Origin of the sequence: Rhodanobacter glycinis (genome assembly GCF_900114325.1) — a bacterium.
Lineage (GTDB): Bacteria > Pseudomonadota > Gammaproteobacteria > Xanthomonadales > Rhodanobacteraceae > Rhodanobacter_A > Rhodanobacter_A glycinis.
Genome location: NZ_FOSR01000006.1, coordinates 15,936 through 32,048, shown reverse-complemented (window position 1 = coordinate 32,048; position 16,113 = coordinate 15,936). Strand labels below are relative to the sequence as shown.

Below are 16,113 nucleotides of genomic sequence, written 5' to 3'. Positions count from 1 at the left end.
CTGAAACTCCATCTCCGGCACGATGCGCTCCCAAGTCGACATTGGATCCCAGTCATGGCGGAATGTCAGGCCGGCCACTGCATGTGGCCGCTGCCGTTCCGATGCTGTCCCGTGGGCGCCCCCCGGCGATTCCCGGCACTAGTGTGCACCTTCTGACCGGGACTTTGTTGCAGCTCCGGGCGATGGAGAAGGGCGTGTGCCGGGGTGGGGCGCCAGCCCGGGGCGACACCGGGTTGCCTGGATTTGGCAAGGGCCGGGCGGTCGCTCAGGATGGGTTCGGCTCGTCACCCGCGCGCCGCCAGGCCGCCGGCGACATACCGTAATGGCGCTTGAAGGCGCGGCCGAAGGCAGAGTGCGTGGCATAGCCGCAGGACTCGCCGATCAACTCGATGGAGCGCCGGGTGTCGCGCAGCAGGCGGGCCGCCTGTTCCATGCGCAACGACGTTACCAGGTCCAGTGGCGTCATCTCGCTCAGCTCCGCAAAGTGCCGGGCGAAGCTGGCACGTGACATGCGGCTTCGTTCGGCCATGCGTTCCAGTGTCCAGGCTTCGGCCGGGGTATCGATGACGGCGGCGATGGCGGGGGCCATCCGCGCATCGGTCAACAGAGCCAGCAAGCCGTGCGTGAAGGCGCCCTGTTCCATCAGGATGCGCAACACGATGGTGAACATCGCGCGGGACAGGTCGTCGATCACGGCGGGCGCGCCAGCCAGCGGCTGCGCACTTTCGTGCCGCATCAGTCGCATCAAGGCCAGCAGCCATGCGCAGTCATCGCGCCCTTGCGTCGACACGTGCACGACCTCGGGCAATGACTGCAGCAGCAACGAGTGCGACTGGCCCAGTTCGAAGCTGCCGCAGAGCATGTCGTAGTCGTGTTGTTCGGTCAGGCTGTCGACCCGGGTCAGCTCGCCTTGCGCCTGCCTCGTGACCGGATACGCAACGGCGGTTCGCCCCTCCGAGCTGCGCAGGGTGTGCGCCGCGCCATGGGGAAACAGCACCAGGTCGCCACCGGCAAGGTCGATGTGCGTACGCCCCGACTCGAGATGCGCACGGCCTTCCAGCACCATGTGATAGCGCACCGTGCCGGGTTCCCTGGCTTCCTCGTCCACCGACCACATGCCGGCGAAGCGACACAGCAGGTCGACGCTTCCGCGCAGCCGCATCGAGGTGACCAGCGCAGCGAGACTGTCCATGGGGTTGCCTGAGACGAATGGGATCAACACCGAGACGCCCGGGACAAGCGGGACGCGGCGCCGTGGCTAGCATTCTCACCACCGGAAACAACGCAAGCAAGCCGGACCCTTTCCTTCCCGACCGGAGTCACCCTCATGAACCGACTGCATACCCTTACCCTCGACCAGGCCGAAGGCGAAACCGCCGAACTGTTCGCCAGCATCAAGCGCAACGTCGGCAAGCTGCCGAATGCCTACGCCGTCATCGGTAGCAATGCCCCCAACGTGTTGGCGAACGTCTTGCATACCGGCGCCACGCTGGGCAAGAGCACGCTTTCGAAGCGCGAGCAGGAGGCGATCAACCTCTCGGTCAGCGAAGCCACGGGCTGTGATTACTGCGTGGCCGCGCATACCTTCACCGGCAAGCTGGCCGGCTACAGCGACGAGCAGGCGCGTGAACTGCGCGCAGGTGGTTTCGCCGCGGATGCGCGCATCGACACCCTGGTGAAGTTCGTGCTTGGGCTGGTGCGCGATCGCGGCACCGTCGAGGCCTCCGCCGTGGACGCGATGCGCGATGTCGGTTTCAGCGATCGCCAGCTGGTGGAAATTCCGCTCGTAGTCAGTGCCATCCTGTTCACCAACATGGTCAACCGGATCAACGACACCGTGGTGGATTTCCCCAAGGTGGCCTGAGCCATGGACGAACGGAACCGGGACCACACGGCCCGGTTCCGGCGCGGTGCCTTGTCTTGTCTGCCGCTCCTAGCCAACGAGTCGGCTGAAGGCCGCGGGCGAGGCGTGCTCGAAGCGATCCACCAGCAGTTGCACGAAGGCCGATACGCGTGCGCTGACGTGGCGACGCGAGGGATACAGCGCCCAGACTTCGATCGGGCGACTGCCCAGCGTGCCCCAGTCGAGCAGCCGGCCGGCGTCGATGTCGGCCTGCACCAGCGAGCGCGGCACGGCCGCGGCGCCCACGCCGGCGAGCACCGCGTCGTGGATCATCGCCATCGACGACAGGCGCAGCACGGTGCGGGTGGTCACGCGAAGCGTGCTGCGTGCGCGTTCAAGTTGCCATGTGATGCCGGGCGTTGTGCGCGGCAGGGTGATGACCGGAACGGCCACGTCACGCTGTCGCGTGGGCCGGGGCAGGGACGGCGCGGCCACGACCACCTGCGTATCGCGCAGGAAGCAGCGGCCGGACAAATCGGTCGAAGGATCCGGGTTGGCGCGGATGATCAGGTCGAAGTCATCTTCTACCGGATGAACGAAACGGTCCTCGGTGATGACTTCCAATTGCACCTGCGGATAGGCCAGCGCGTAGTCCGCCGCGATGCGGCCCAGCCCGCGCTGGCCGAACAGCACCGGGGCGCTGATGCGCAGCCGGCCGCGTGGTGTGGTGGTGCCCTGGCGCAAGGTGTCGCCCACTTCATCGATGTGTTCCAGCAGCGACTGGGTCTGCTCATGCAAGGCACGGCCTTCCGCGGTAAGGCGCAGCTCATGGCCGCCACGTTCGAACAGGCGCACACCGAGCGCGTCCTCCAACTGGCGGACGCGGCGCGACAGCGTGGCCTTGGGGCGGCCGGTGAGGCGTGCGGCGCGGCCCACGCCGCCATGGCGGGCCACGTCGTTGAAATCGGCCAGGGCGAGCAGATCCATGGGTGTTCCAACAGTGAGACAAGATGTCCAGATTATGCGGCTATCGGGGCGATTGATGAAACATCAGGATGGGGCCGTCCATCACCACCCACCCACTGAAGGAGATACCCCATGAACATCCTCGTTACCGGCAGCACCGGCACGATCGGCAGCCTGGTTGTCCGCGGGCTGCTTGCCCAGGGCGCCCATGTCCACGCGTTGACGCGCGACCCGGGCAAGGCCGCATTCCCCGAGGGCGTCCTTGCAGTCAAGGGCGACATGACCGACATCGCCTCGATGCGCGCGGCGTTGAAGAACGTCGATACGCTGTTCCTGCTCAATGCCGTGGTCGCCGACGAAGTGACCCAGGCGATCGGTACGCTGGCCCTGGCGCGCGAGGCCGGTATCCAGCGCATCGTCTACCTGTCGGTGCTCAACAGCGAGCGCTTCACGGATGTGCCGCATTTCACCGGCAAGTACACGGTGGAGCGGATGATCGAGCAGCTCGACCTGCCGGTGACCGTGCTGCGGCCGTCCTATTTCATGCAGAACGACGTCATGCAGAAGGACGGGTTGCTGACGCAGGGTCGCTACGGCATGCCGCTTGGCGAGGCCGGGGTGGCCATGGTCGATGTGCGCGATATCGCGGAGATCGCGGTGGCCTCGCTGCTGCGCCGGGCGCGGGCAAAGATGCCACTGCCGCGCGAGGTGATCGAGATCACCGGTCCGGAAGCGCTGACCAGTGATGCACTGGCCACGATCTGGTCCGGCGTGCTCGGCAAGCCGGTGACCCATGCCGGCAACGACCTGGATGCTTACGAAGGGATGCTGGCCAACTTCATGCCGTCCTGGTCGGCCCATGACATCCGCCTGATGCTGGCGCGGTTCCACACCGACGGCATGCTCGGCAAGCCGCATGCGGCCGACACGCTTGCCGGCCTGCTCGGCCATCCGCTGCGTCGTTATCGGGACCTGGCCGAGGAATGGGCGAAGACGTGGCAGCCGTCCTGATCGGGCAAGTCGCTGCCGATTGCAGGGGCATTTCAGCCTGAGTCGACCATGGCGATGCGGAAGGCTGCTGACAACAGGCTGTCAGCAGCCTCCGTGTACAACAGTGCCGTGCCGGGCAACCGCCCCTTGAAGGAAAGCAGCATGAACTTCGTCTCGATCCGCATCATCACCGATGACATCCAGCGTCTGGTCGGTTTTTACGAGCACATCACCGGTATTCCGGTGACGATGTACACCGAGGACTTCGGCGAGTTGGCGACGCCGGCGTGCACGCTGGCGATCGGCAGCACGCGCACGCTGCAGCTGTTCGGTGCCGATGTGGCACGCGCGGCGGACAACCACACCGCCATCATCGAATTCCGCGTCGACGACGTCGATGCCGAGTACGCAAATCTGGCCCAGGTGATCGGCGCCAGCCTGGTCCAGCCACCGACCACCATGCCATGGGGAAACCGCTCGCTGCTGTTCCGCGACCCCGATGGCAACCTGGTCAACTTTTTCACGCCGGTCACGCCCGCAGCGATCAGCAAGTTCGACCGGTAGCCGAAGTTTTCGCCCTGGTTGCGCTTGAGCATGCTGATGCGGCATGGGACGATCGCACCATGACCGGCAAGCCCGCCACCACGCAGCATTTGCGCGACCTGGCACGGTTGCGCCGCGTGCGCGACCGGATCGACCGGGACTACGCACAACCGCTGGATCTGGCGGCGCTGGCGCGTGGCGTGCACATGTCGGCCGGGCATCTCAGCCGCCAGTTCAAGCGCGCTTTCGGCGAGTCGCCCTACAGCTACCTGATGACGCGTCGGATCGAGCGTGCGATGGCCTTGCTGCGGCGTGGCGACCTCAGCGTCACCGATGTCTGCTTCACGGTGGGCTGCGCATCGCTGGGCACGTTCAGCACGCGCTTCAGCGAACTGGTGGGCATGTCGCCCAGTGCCTATCGGCGCGAGGCAGCGGCCATGACCGCAGGCATGCCATCGTGCGTGGCGCGACAGGTGACGCGACCGATCAGGAATCGAGAAGCGCCGGATCCCGAACCGGATCTAGCATGATGGCTCCCGTCACAGCGAGCAGGACCACGATGGATATCAGCATTCACTCGAGCTTTCTCCCGCACACCGATCCGGACGCCTCGCTGGCGTTCTACCGCGACACTCTCGGTTTCGAGGTGCGCAAGGATGTCGGTTACAACGGCATGCGCTGGATTACCGTCGGCCCGGCCGACCAGCCCGGCACGTCCATCGTGCTGTACCCGCCGAACGCCAGCCCCGGCGTGACCGAGGACGAGCAGCGCACCATCGCCGAGATGATGGCCAAGGGCACCTTCGCGATGATGTTGCTGGCCACCGCAGACCTGGATGCGGCATTCAAGCGGATCCAGGCCAGCGGCGCCGAGATCGTCGAGGAACCGACCGAGCAGCCGTATGGCGTGCGCGATTGCGCGGTTCGTGATCCTGCCGGCAATCTGCTACGCGTACAGCAGCGGCACTGATGCGTTCGCGCCGCAGGCACTTGCACCTGCTGAATCAATGACCATCACCCGGAGGCGACTGCGAGCATGAAGAAAATCGACGCAAAGGATGGATCGGCCAGTAATACGCCGTCCCGGCTGATCGATGCGCGGATCAAGGAGCTGGGCGACTGGCGCGGCGAGACGCTGGCGCATGTCCGCAAGCTGATCAGGCAGGCGATTCCCGACGTGGTCGAGGAATGGAAATGGCGTGGCGTTCCGGTGTGGTATCGCGACGGCATGATCTGCACCGGCGAGAGCTACAAGACCGCCGTGAAGATGACGTTTGCCAAGGGAGCTTCGCTGGACGATCCCGCGAATCTCTTCAATGCCAGCCTCGACGGCAACACTCGGCGGGCCATCGATTTCCACGAGGGCGACAAAATCGATGACAAGGCGCTGATCGCACTGATTCGCGCGGCGGCGGCATTGAATACATCCGCCGCGCGTTGATCGCAAGGCGAGTGCTAGACGCTCGATCGCGATCGATGACCGGGGGCGATCGTACCGTCGCGTAGGAGCGCACCCTGTGCGCGAATGCTCTGGTGCTTCATCGGGACCAGAAGCTTTTCGCGCACAGGGTGCGCTCCTACGACAGCGAGGTTAACTCCGACTGGCTAGGCAGCTTTGCGATGCACCCTTCGGTGGTGCGTCCGCAGGCCAACTGGCCTTTGGCAGCGTCACGGAGCCCTGGCCTTGGAAAGAGGTAGCAGAGTGCCCCAATTGCAGCTGATAGCTGCCGGCCGGACGCTGCCATTGTTGTCCTGACGCGTCGAAGTTCACCAGCAGGCGAGGATCGGCGGTGACTTCGAGATGCGCGGACTGCCCCGGCTTCAGGCTGACCCGGCACCATCCGGCCAATCGCCGTACCTCGCCGCTGCCGGGCAGGGTGGCATACAGCTGCGGCACGTCCACGCCTGCGCGCTTGCCGCGATTGGTCACCGTGAACGAGGCCACCACGCGCCCATGCTCGATACGCGGCTTGAAGTCGCTGTAGGCGAAATGCGTGTAGCCCAGGCCGTAGCCGAACGGGAACAGCGGCTGGATGCCTTTGTGCTGGTACCAGCGGTAGCCGACGTTCGCGCCTTCGATGTTGTAGTCCACATGCTCGGCCGGCTGGCCTTGCGGTATCAGGCCGATGGAGGCCAGGCCGGCGCCGGGAATTTGCGGGCGCGGCAACTGCGCTTCGTCACGCGGCCACGATACTGGCAAGCGTCCGGCCGGATCGACTTCGCCGTACAGCAGCCGTGCAATGGCTTCGCCGCCGCCGGCACCGGGGTACCACGCTTCCAGCACCGCGCCGACCTGATCCAGCCACGGCATCGCGACCGGGCCGTTGTTTTCCAGCACGACGATGGTGTGCGGGTTGGCCTTGGCCACGGCCGCGACCAGCGCGTCCTGGTTGCCGGGCAGCGTCATGTGCGGCGAGTCGAAGCTTTCCGCCGACCATTGCTCGACGAACACCACCGCCACCTTGGCTTGCGCGGCCAGTTTCGCGGCGGCGGCAATGTCCTCGCCGCTGGCGTAGCTCACCTTGCCATGTGCGCGCTGCCGGATCGCGGTCAATGGCGCGGACGGCTGGTAGATGCGCGGCCCCGGCCATGCGGTGGGCGCCAGGCCCGGCACGGCATTGCCTTCGGGTGACTGCACCGCGGAGGAGCCGCCGCCGGTCAGCACGCCCTTGTCGGCATGGCCGCCGATGACGGCCACCGACTGCGCGCCCGACAGCGGCAGCAATGCGTTCTGGTTGCGCAGCAGCACCGCGCCCGCTTCCTCGACGTGCTGCGCCACCTTGCGGTCGGCAGCGAAATCGATCGGCGCCTGTTCGGCCGGATGGTCGATCACCCCGCTCGCGAACAGGCTGCGCAGGATGCGGTGCGCCATGTCGTCGATGCGCGACTGCGGCACCTCGCCGGAGGCCACGGCAGCACGCAGCGGCTTGCCGAAGTACACCTCCTTGTCGAAGGTCTCGCCGGCCGATTCCTGGTCCAGCCCGGCCAGCGCGGACTTGGCCGCACTGTGCACCGCGCCCCAGTCCGACATCACGTAGCCGGGGTAGTGCCAGTCGCGCTTCAGCACCTTGTCGAGCAGCCAGTCGTTCTCGCAGGCGTAGACCGAGTTGACGCGGTTGTAGGAGCACATCACCGAACCGGGATGCCCGGTTTCGATGGCGATCTCGAAGGCGAGCAGGTCCGATTCGCGCGCGGCGGTCGGATTGATGTCGGCACTGAACGTGGTGCGTGCCGTTTCCAGATCATTGAAGGCGTAATGCTTGATGGTGGAGACAACGTGCTGGCTCTGGATGCCGGCGATCGCATGGCCGACGATCAGGCCGGTGAGCAAGGGGTCTTCGCCGGCGTATTCGAAGTTGCGACCGTTGCGCGGATCGCGCACCAGATCGGCGCCACCGGCCAGCATCACGTTGAAGCCGCGGTGGTGCGCTTCGCTGCCGATCATCGCGCCGCCGGCGTAGGCCAGCGCGGGATCGAAGCTGGCCGCGGTCGCCAGGCCGGACGGCAGCGCGGTGGCACCCAGCTTGTGCGGTTTGGCCACGCCCAGGCCGGCATCGCTTTCCTGCAGCGCCGGCAGGCCCAGCCGCTTGATCGCCGGATCGTAACCCGCGGACGCCAGCGCGCCGGGCGACATCACGTGACCGTTCTCGGTGTCGCCGAACTGGACATCGATCAGCTGGAACTTCTCGTCCTGGGTCATCGCCTTCACCACCAGCGAGGCGCGCTGGTCGGGCGACAGATGGGTGTTCAGCCATGGTCGCGCCGGCTTGCTCGCAGAGCTTGCGGCGCTTGCCCCGAAACAGGTCAGCAACGCCATGCCGATGAAGGCGGCTACGGGAGTCTTGCGAAGGGTCATGACATTTTTCCTCGTGTTGCGAAGCGGGGTGCGAGCAGGTTCATTGCAGGGTGGGGTGGCCGGCATGTGCAGGGCTTGCGTGCGGCGGCGTGTTCGCTCGGTGCATGTTTGGCGGCAGGTACGGATTGCGATCCAGCGCGGCGATCACGGCCCATGCCGTTGCTGCAAGACACGGCTGGTGCCGGTAGTAGGAATACACCGCCGTGATGCGCGGCGCGGGCGTGGCGTACAGGAAGCCGCCGGGCGATGCCTGTTGTGCGATCGATACGAACAAGGCGTTGGCCCTGGCTGCGTTGCCCGTCCAGCGATAGACGAGTGCGGCCTGTGCGGTGCCTTCCGTCCATAAGCCGTCGCGATCGTCGGTGAAGTCGAAACCGCCCTTGACGCTGTTCATGCGTTCGATCCAGTGCAGCGCCCGCCGCCATGGCTTCGGCGCATTCGGCAGCAATTGTGCCCAGAGTTGCACATCGAGTGCCGAGGGTGAGCGAAGCGGCGTCACGCCATCGGCGGTGGTGCCCATCCAGAAATGCCCGCTGGCCGCATCCCATTGCGCATCCACGAATCGACGCGCGTGCCGCGCCTGGGCCTGCCAGTCGCCGCCGGGCGCGGCAATCCGCTGCAGCCATTCGAACATGGCGACCAGATCGATGTTGTGTTCGGTGGATTTCCATGCCGCCTTGCGTGGAACCAGCAAGTAGGACTCGATGCCGCCATCGAAGCCGCCGGCGCCACGCGTGTCGGCGGCATGCTCGACCACCCAGCGGGCGAGATGCACGGCGGCATCGCGCCAACGACCCTCGGCGGTGGTGTGATGCAGGGCCAGCAGTGCCAGTGCCGCCCAGGCCACGTTGCCGCACGAACTGCCGTCCTGGTAGGCGCCGGCATACCGCTGCGCCGCCTCGATCCAGCGTCCGCTGTCGGGATCGCGCCAGCCGTTTGGCAGCGGCTTGTCGCCTGCCACGATGCCGGCGCGGTAGGCGTCGCGCAGGCGCGTGTCGTTCATCGCGGCCAATCGCAGCGCGGCGCCGATCCGCTCGGCTTGCGATCGGCGGTGGCAGGCGAGCAGGGCGATCACCGCCAGCGCGTTGTCGTAAGTGAACGCCGCCGAGCGCAACGGCAGCAGATCGGGTGCGCCCTGGCCTCGCGAGTTGTCGTAGCTGCGCAGCAAGACCGGAGCGTTGCCGGGCAGTGTATCGACGCGTGCAGCAAGGACGTTGCAGCCCGTGCGCGCGATGGCTTCGATTCGGGCGGCTGCCGCTTGTGTGTCGGATCTCGGGATGGCTGCCGCTTGCGCGTGGGCCGGCAGCATCGAAGACATGGCAAGCACCAGGCCCACGGCCACTCCGCCCAGCCAGCCGCGCCGGGTGTTGCCGAGCCTGATTGCCGTGAATCTGATCAATACCGCGTAGCCTCGAAGTGATGCGACGGGTTGCCCGCGAGCTGTGTCCTTCAGCGGGTGTGAACACAGTATCCCGGCGAGTTGCGCAGGCTGTCGGTGAAAAAGGCAGCCATGCCGGGGAGAGCAGGCATGGCTGCATCAAAGCTTGTCACGTTGCTTTCCACCGCCGTCATGGCGCATGACCCGGCATGCGCCATGACGAAGGCTTGTACGGCGCGTCTTGTCAGAAGTTCGCGCGCAGGCTGAGGTTGTAGCGGGTGTCGTCGCGGAAGAAGCCCTTGGGCACGCTCAGGCCGTCGGTGTTGACGATCTCGCGGGTCTTGAACGTCGAGTTCAACAGGTTGGATACCTGCAGTGCCACCTTGACGTGCGGGTTGATCGTGTAGATCAGCGAGCCGTCCAGCTTGCCCTGCGACTCGGCCATCACCGGCAGGAACGGGTAATCCGCTTCCTGGCCGGAGATCAGGAACTGCGAACGCCAGTTCCAGGCCAGTCGTGCCGACAGTGGGCCTTTCTCGTAATAGGCGGTGAAGTTGAAGGTGTCGCGGGACAGCTCCGACGGCGGCAGCTTGAGCTGGTTGATGCATTGCGTCGGTGCCACATAGCCGCTGGGGCAGTAGTTGATCGAGCCGAAACCCAGTCCGTGCGGCTTGATGTAGGTGTAGTTCATCTGCGTGCCGAAGCCGGACAACCAGCCGGGCAGGAAATCGTACTTCTGCTGGTAGGCCAGTTCCGCGCCACGCACGCTGCCCTTCTGGTCCAGGTTGGCCAGGCCGGCCGTGTATTGCTCGGGATAGGTCACGCCATTGTTGGTCACCGTGGTGTCGACGACGCTGGTGATGTACTGGATGGTGTGGTTCAGCTGCTTGTAGAACAGCATGCCGGTGAGCGAGCCGGCGTTGGCGAAATACCACTCCTGGCTCAGGTCGAAGTTGTGCGCGGTGATCGGCTTGAGATACGGGTTCGAGCCGTTGTAGCCATTCCCCACCGTCGGCTCGGTGCTGCCGTTGGTGCCGTAGGGCAGCAGTCCGCCGACCGATTGCCCGGCCTGCAACTGCACCAGCGAGGGCCGGTAGATCGACTCGGAGAAGGCGAAGCGGGTAATCAGGTCGTCGGTCCAGCCAACAGCCAGGTTGAAACTGGGCAACCAGTTGCCGTACGAGCTGTGGGCCGTGATCGGGGTGAACGCGCCATTGGCGAAATTCATGTATTGCTGCTGCTGTGCCGGCGTCAGCGCGCAGAACGTGCCCGGTTGTGGTGCCGGGCCGCTCGCGCCCGAATTGCAGTACTGCGCAATGGTATGCCCGTTGAGGGTTTGCAGCATGTTCGGCAGGATCAGATAGCCCGAAGCGTCATCCTGGGTGTGGATGTAACGCAGGCCGATGTTGCCGCTGATCTGCAGCCCGCTGAGGAAATCCAGGTTGCTGTTGCCGAAGTTCAGCCGCACATACGTGGCGTTGGTCTTTTCCCGGTTGGAGGCGACTTCCTGCGGCAGGTAATACGTGCCGGGCACGAAGACGTCGCCGGCGACGTACTGCTCGCGATCGTAGTTGGTGTAGTACGGGCCGACAGCGTTGGGGGTGTTGGCCAGCCACTGCTGGTTGATCTGCTTGATGGCCGCGGCGGACTGCCAGAATTGCGTAAGCGGATTCAGGTTGAAGTAGGGGGCGACGATACCGAAATCGCCGCCGCCGAAGGCTGGCAGGTTGACGTGGTACGGCGAGACGTAGTTGGGCGTGTCGGCGGCGGTGATCGGGGCTATCCCGGGACTCGGCGTGCTGATGGGCACGTAGTTGAACGCCGAGCTTTGCACCGTTTCACTCTGGTCGGTATGCCGGAAGCCGAACTGGATGTCGCTGAGGGGTCCCTTGTCTGCGTCGAAGTCGCCGTCCAGGCGGAAGGCGCGCTGGTTGCCCCAGGAGTAGCGCTGGCTGTCCTGCGCCGCCGCCCAGTACGTGTTGGCGGGATTGGCGAAGTACTGGGCCGTCGTTTCGGCAGGGTCGGGCGACAGCAGCTTGACCGTGGGTACGCTGTCGCCGTGCGTGGCGATGTACCAGTTGGCGTTGGTCAGCTGGCGGATGTAGTAGTAGGCGTACTTGTACTGGGAGTGGGTGTCCTGCGCGTCCAGGTTCAGGTGTAGCCGGTCGTTGACGTTCCACTTCAGGTTGAAGCTGTAGTCGTTGGTGACGTAGCGGTTCCTGTAGCCGGTGCTGTTGATCTGCGTGGGCAAGCCGCCCATCGGAATTTGGTTGCCCTTGCTATCCGTATAAACGTTCGGATAGGTGTACTGGCTGGGCTGCGCCGTGACGATGCCCGACTGGAACACGCCGTTGGAATCGAACACCGGCGTGGTGCCTGCCAGCGGAATGTCGCACTGGTCCGCATCCGACCAGGCGCAACCGTCTGTCGACGCTTGCAGGGTATGTTCGTAGGTGGTTTCCGTGTCCGAAGCGCGGTCCCATTCCAGCGTGGCCGACCAGGCCTTGTCCGGGCTTTCCCATTGTGCCGCCAGCACATGGCCGAAGCGCGTGCTGGTTTCGTGCTGGGTACGCAGGTCGCCGCCGATCGGCAGGTAGGCGTAGGGACCGTCGGTGCCCTCAGGCAGGCCTGGATAGTGGTCGGGTCGATTCCCTGGGAGCGTGCAGCCGTTGCAGCGCCGCTGGAAATCGACCAGCGAGATCGCATTGTCGGCCTGGTCGATGCGGTCGTAGGCCAGGTTGGCCAGGATGCCGAAGCGGCCGATCCCGGTATTCCAGTTGTGGCTGAACAGGCCGGCGATCTGCGGCGTGCCGCGCTTGTCCAGGCTGCCCCAGTAGTCGCCGACGGTGAAGGCGGCCTGCGTATCCTTGTCGCTGTCGAAGGGCTTGCGCGTGCGCAGGTCGATCGAGCCGGCGATGCCGCCTTCGATCATGTCCGCCGTCTGGTTCTTGCTTACCACCACCGAGCCGATCAATTCCGGCGACACCGTGGAAAAGTTCAGGCCCTGACCACCGCCGGCGGAGAACACTTCGCGGCCGTTGAACAGCGTGCTGGTATAGGGCAGGCCCTGCAGGCTGATGTCCGAGCCCTGGATCGAGAAGTGGTCCGGATCGGCGGCGACACCGAAGGCGCTGACGGCCACACCAGGCACGCGTTGCAGCGCTTCGGTCACCGACAGGTCGGGCAGCGAGCCGGCGTCCTGCGCCGAGATCGCGTCAACCACGGTGTCGGAGTAGCGCTTGATCTGCTGCGCACGATTCAGGCTGGACGCGTAGCCGCTGACAGTCATGCTGTTGAGCTGCGTGACGTCCTTGCCGTCCACCGACTTGGACGTCTTTTTGTCGGCCGCCTTGATGTCCTTGCTGGTGGCCTGTGTCGTGGACGGGGTGGTTTGATCATTCGTCGTCGGCGTGGTTTGCGCATGCAACTGTCCGGCCGCGAACAGCGTCATCGCGATCGCCAGCGACAGCCGGCACGGCTGGTTGGCGCCCGGCGCACGTGTGTACATGGATGGCTTTTTCACTTTCTGCTCTCCCCAGATGTCCAGTGAATACTCGATCGATACAACCTTGTTGCGCCGGCCAGTCGTCCCGCGGCAGGTCGGTCGCGACTTGATTACGAACCCGTTGACCTGATGCAGCGCTGCCGATGGGTGTCGGGTAGCCGCAGGCTTGCCGTCATCGGGTGGCTATTCATTGCCCGCGCCCGTTGCAATGCATTGCATGGGCGTTGCGCGTGCCTGCGGCGTCCCCCGAGGCCGCGGCAATGGTGGCGGCGAAGGTGATGTGGCGCGCGTTGCGCGCGATCCGACGAATGGACATTTCCCTTCCCCTTGCATTGCGCACTGCAGCACGCGAGCCCCCTTGTGTGGATGCAAGCTAGTCAAATGTACCAGCGCTGTCAATAGAAAATACCAGCGCTGGTATTTTTGTTCGTGCAGGGGTGAAATGCGGATGGATGTGCGCTTTCCGCTTGGGTTAGCATGGCGCACTGCAAGTCATGACAGGGTGGGGTGGCAGATACATGCCTGCGAGAATCGAAGACGTCGCTGTGCATGCCGGGGTATCCGTCAAGACGGTGTCCCGTGTACTCAATGGCTATACGAACGTGCGTGCCAAGCTGCGCACCCGGATCGAGGCCTCGATCCGCGAGCTCAATTACGTGCCCAACGCATCGGCACGCAGCCTGGCGGGGAACCGTTCGTACCTGGTCGCGCTGCTGTACGACAACCCCACGGCCGGTTCCAGCTACGTCATGGAGCTGATCGTGGGCGTCCTGCAGGCGTGCAGGGGGACGCCGTACAACGCCGTCCTGCATCCCTTCGAGGCAGGCGAGGACCTGGCCGCGCGCATCGACGGTTTCGTGGCCCAGCATCGTCCGGACGCACTGGTGCTGGTGCCACCTCATGCGAGCAACGCCAAGCTGCTGCAGCGCCTCGACGAACTCGACATCCGCTATTCGACGATCTCCTCGAAATTGCGCGAGTCGCAGATCGACATCGGCTTCGACGAGCGCAAGGCGGCGGAAGAGATCGTCGCCCACCTGATTTCGCTCGGGCATCGGCGAATAGGCCACGTCACCGGACTGAAAGGGCATGGCGCACGCACCTGGCGGCGCAATGGCTACCGCGATGCATTGCGCAAAGGCGGCATCGCCTACGATGAATCGCTGGTGGCGGAAGGGGATTTCACCTTCGCATCGGGCGTGGCGGCCGCCAAGGCCTTGCTCGACCAGCGCCGCCCGCCCACGGCCATTTTTGCGGCGAACGACGACATGGCTTGCGGTGTGATGCGCGAGGCGCATGAACGCGGGCTGGTCATTCCGCGCGACCTGTCGGTGTGCGGCTTCGACGGCACGCCGGTATCGCAGCTGATCTCGCCCGGCCTGACCACGGTGCACCAGCCGTGCCGCGAAATGGGCTGCGCGGCGACCGAACGCGTGTTGCAGGCGATCCGCGACCCGGCCCTGCGCAAGCAGGAGCGGGTGCCCTATCAGGTGCAACTGCGCGCATCCACGGCCGCTCCCGGAAAGCCTTAGGATTCGTCATGTGCCGCCCGGTTCCAGCCGGGCACGGGATGTGCTGATTCCAGGGGATGCGGAGGAATGGTGGGCAGTGACCATGTCGAGGCCGCGACCGTGCCGTGCACGCGTCGCGTCGGCCGGTTGTTCATGGCGGTCTATGGCCTGGCCTATACGGGCTTGTGGATGGCTTTGCTGCCGCCGATCCTGGTGGGGCTGGCGATGCGCGTCAGCGTGATCGACCCGGCACATGCGGCCGACAGCCTGTCGCTGGTGGTGGGCGTGGGAGCGCTGGTGGCCTTGTTCGGCAATCCGTTCTTTGGCCGGCTGTCGGATCGCACGACCTCGCGCCACGGCATGCGCCGGCCCTGGCTGATTGCCGGCGCGCTGGGCGGCGTGGCCGGGCTGGCAGTCGTGGCGCAGGCCACGTCGATCCCGCAGCTCCTCTTGGGTTGGTGCATCACGCAGCTTGCCTATAACGCCGAACTGGCGGTGCTGGCGGCAATCCTTTCCGACCAGATCCCGACATCGCAGCGCGGTACGGTATCCGGCATCGTGAGCATCAGCCTGCCGCTGGGCATGATCGGCGGCACCTTCCTGGTGGAAGTGCTGGTGGCGTCCACGCTGGCCATCTTCCTGGTGCCGGCCGCGATCGCGTTGCTCTGCGCACTCGTGCTGGCATGCGTGCTGCGCGACAGCAGGTTGGATTCGGCGCACCGGCCGCCTTACGGCTGGCGCGGGTTCCTGGGCAGTTTCTGGATCAACCCGTTGCGTTTCCCCGATTTCAGCTGGGCCTGGAGCAGCCGCTTCCTGCTCTACGCCGGCGTTGCCATGTTGCTGACCTATCAGGAGTTCTACCTGATCCATCAGTTGAACTGCCCACCGGGCGATGTGCCGCACCGGATCTTCCTGTCCACCGTGGTGCAGTGCTGCATGGTGGCCATCTTCGGTGTGCTGGGTGGCGGATTGTCCGATGCCGTCGGGCGGCGCAAGGTTTTCGTATGCGGTGCGGCGCTGCTCTACGCGCTGGCGCTGGTGGTGATCGCGTTTGCCACGTCGTATGCCTGGTTCCTGGTCGGCATGGCGTTGAGCGGTATCGCGCAGGGCACCTACCTGGCCGTGGACTTCGCGCTGGTCACCGACGTGTTGCCGGAGCGCGAAACCCACGCAGCCAGGAACCTGGGCATCTTCAACATCGCCAGCGTCCTGCCGCAATGGCTGATGCCTGCCGTCGCCCCGGCCATTCTTGCCGTGAGCAGCGGCAGCTATGCGGTCCTGTTCATGGTGGCGGCGGTTCTTGTCGCGCTGGGCGCCTGGGCGATCCTGCCGGTGCGCGGCGTGCGTTGAGCTTGCGGACTCGAAAGCCTTGCCGAAACCCGGTAGGAGCGCACCCTGTGCGCGAGTGCTCTTGGTTGGAGACTGCGAAAATCTTTCGCAAGGACCTTTCGCGCACTGGGTGAGCTCCTGCAAACGTGGGTTATTCGAGGTGCTCCCTTGGCAAGCGTGGGGCGGCTTCTT

At 65.3% G+C, this 16,113-nt stretch carries 13 protein-coding genes; 8 read left to right on the top strand and 5 right to left on the bottom strand.

Annotated features, from left to right (window positions below; genetic code table 11):
- Positions 1 to 265: 265 nt before the first annotated feature.
- Entirely contained in the window at positions 266 to 1,192 is a 927-nt protein-coding gene (locus tag BMY90_RS08085) for a cupin domain-containing protein (protein ID WP_092703122.1), read from the bottom strand.
- A gap of 135 nt (positions 1,193 to 1,327) precedes the next feature.
- Between BMY90_RS08085 and BMY90_RS08080 the strand changes: the two genes are divergently transcribed.
- Positions 1,328 to 1,864 (top strand): carboxymuconolactone decarboxylase family protein, encoded by a 537-nt coding sequence (locus tag BMY90_RS08080; RefSeq protein WP_092703121.1) that lies wholly within the window; start codon positions 1,328 to 1,330, stop codon positions 1,862 to 1,864.
- A 69-nt stretch (positions 1,865 to 1,933) separates the two neighbouring features.
- Here the strand turns inward: BMY90_RS08080 and BMY90_RS08075 are convergent, their stop codons facing one another.
- On the bottom strand, positions 1,934 to 2,830 hold the full coding sequence (locus BMY90_RS08075) for a LysR family transcriptional regulator (protein ID WP_092703119.1): 897 nt from the start codon (positions 2,828 to 2,830) through the stop codon (positions 1,934 to 1,936).
- 111 nt (positions 2,831 to 2,941) lie between these two features.
- On the opposite strand from BMY90_RS08075, the gene BMY90_RS08070 reads away from it, so the two are divergent.
- The 5 genes from BMY90_RS08070 (at position 2,942) to BMY90_RS08050 (ending at position 5,783) form a co-directional block, all read left to right on the top strand.
- A complete protein-coding gene (locus tag BMY90_RS08070) occupies positions 2,942 to 3,820 on the top strand; it encodes an NmrA/HSCARG family protein (RefSeq protein WP_092703117.1) in 879 nt (292 codons plus the stop codon).
- Positions 3,821 to 3,961: 141 nt separating this feature from the next.
- Positions 3,962 to 4,363 (top strand): VOC family protein, encoded by a 402-nt coding sequence (locus BMY90_RS08065; protein WP_092703346.1) that lies wholly within the window; start codon positions 3,962 to 3,964, stop codon positions 4,361 to 4,363.
- Between the two features lie 59 nt (positions 4,364 to 4,422).
- The gene (locus BMY90_RS08060; protein WP_092703115.1) at positions 4,423 to 4,872 is read left to right on the top strand and encodes a helix-turn-helix transcriptional regulator; all 450 of its coding nucleotides are present in this window, start codon (positions 4,423 to 4,425) and stop codon (positions 4,870 to 4,872) included.
- Positions 4,873 to 4,901: 29 nt separating this feature from the next.
- Positions 4,902 to 5,312, top strand: coding sequence for a VOC family protein (locus BMY90_RS08055; RefSeq protein ID WP_092703113.1), 411 nt, complete (start codon positions 4,902 to 4,904; stop codon positions 5,310 to 5,312).
- Between the two features lie 66 nt (positions 5,313 to 5,378).
- Entirely contained in the window at positions 5,379 to 5,783 is a 405-nt protein-coding gene (locus BMY90_RS08050; RefSeq protein WP_092703111.1) for a DUF1801 domain-containing protein, read from the top strand.
- A 150-nt stretch (positions 5,784 to 5,933) separates the two neighbouring features.
- On the opposite strand, the gene BMY90_RS08045 is transcribed toward BMY90_RS08050, so the two are convergent.
- The 3 genes from BMY90_RS08045 to BMY90_RS08035 form a co-directional block, all read right to left on the bottom strand.
- Entirely contained in the window at positions 5,934 to 8,198 is a 2,265-nt protein-coding gene (locus tag BMY90_RS08045; RefSeq protein WP_092703109.1) for a beta-glucosidase, read from the bottom strand.
- 40 nt (positions 8,199 to 8,238) lie between these two features.
- On the bottom strand, positions 8,239 to 9,516 hold the full coding sequence (locus tag BMY90_RS08040) for a hypothetical protein (protein ID WP_245734983.1): 1,278 nt from the start codon (positions 9,514 to 9,516) through the stop codon (positions 8,239 to 8,241).
- A 304-nt stretch (positions 9,517 to 9,820) separates the two neighbouring features.
- Positions 9,821 to 13,084: a TonB-dependent receptor gene (locus BMY90_RS08035; protein WP_092703105.1), complete on the bottom strand. Its 3,264-nt coding sequence runs from the start codon at positions 13,082 to 13,084 to the stop codon at positions 9,821 to 9,823.
- A 515-nt stretch (positions 13,085 to 13,599) separates the two neighbouring features.
- On the opposite strand from BMY90_RS08035, the gene BMY90_RS08030 reads away from it, so the two are divergent.
- The gene (locus BMY90_RS08030; RefSeq protein ID WP_092703103.1) at positions 13,600 to 14,613 is read left to right on the top strand and encodes a LacI family DNA-binding transcriptional regulator; all 1,014 of its coding nucleotides are present in this window, start codon (positions 13,600 to 13,602) and stop codon (positions 14,611 to 14,613) included.
- A gap of 66 nt (positions 14,614 to 14,679) precedes the next feature.
- On the top strand, positions 14,680 to 15,942 hold the full coding sequence (locus BMY90_RS08025; RefSeq protein ID WP_092703101.1) for an MFS transporter: 1,263 nt from the start codon (positions 14,680 to 14,682) through the stop codon (positions 15,940 to 15,942).
- Positions 15,943 to 16,113 lie beyond the last annotated feature (171 nt).

Coding starts and splice junctions, on each gene's coding strand:
- BMY90_RS08085 (WP_092703122.1), bottom strand. CDS start 1,192: ATGGACAGTCTCGCTGCGCTGGTCACCTCGATGCGGCTGCGCGGAAGC.
- BMY90_RS08080 (WP_092703121.1), top strand. CDS start 1,328: ATGAACCGACTGCATACCCTTACCCTCGACCAGGCCGAAGGCGAAACC.
- BMY90_RS08075 (WP_092703119.1), bottom strand. CDS start 2,830: ATGGATCTGCTCGCCCTGGCCGATTTCAACGACGTGGCCCGCCATGGC.
- BMY90_RS08070 (WP_092703117.1), top strand. CDS start 2,942: ATGAACATCCTCGTTACCGGCAGCACCGGCACGATCGGCAGCCTGGTT.
- BMY90_RS08065 (WP_092703346.1), top strand. CDS start 3,962: ATGAACTTCGTCTCGATCCGCATCATCACCGATGACATCCAGCGTCTG.
- BMY90_RS08060 (WP_092703115.1), top strand. CDS start 4,423: ATGACCGGCAAGCCCGCCACCACGCAGCATTTGCGCGACCTGGCACGG.
- BMY90_RS08055 (WP_092703113.1), top strand. CDS start 4,902: ATGGATATCAGCATTCACTCGAGCTTTCTCCCGCACACCGATCCGGAC.
- BMY90_RS08050 (WP_092703111.1), top strand. CDS start 5,379: ATGAAGAAAATCGACGCAAAGGATGGATCGGCCAGTAATACGCCGTCC.
- BMY90_RS08045 (WP_092703109.1), bottom strand. CDS start 8,198: ATGACCCTTCGCAAGACTCCCGTAGCCGCCTTCATCGGCATGGCGTTG.
- BMY90_RS08040 (WP_245734983.1), bottom strand. CDS start 9,516: ATGTCTTCGATGCTGCCGGCCCACGCGCAAGCGGCAGCCATCCCGAGA.
- BMY90_RS08035 (WP_092703105.1), bottom strand. CDS start 13,084: ATGTACACACGTGCGCCGGGCGCCAACCAGCCGTGCCGGCTGTCGCTG.
- BMY90_RS08030 (WP_092703103.1), top strand. CDS start 13,600: ATGCCTGCGAGAATCGAAGACGTCGCTGTGCATGCCGGGGTATCCGTC.
- BMY90_RS08025 (WP_092703101.1), top strand. CDS start 14,680: ATGGTGGGCAGTGACCATGTCGAGGCCGCGACCGTGCCGTGCACGCGT.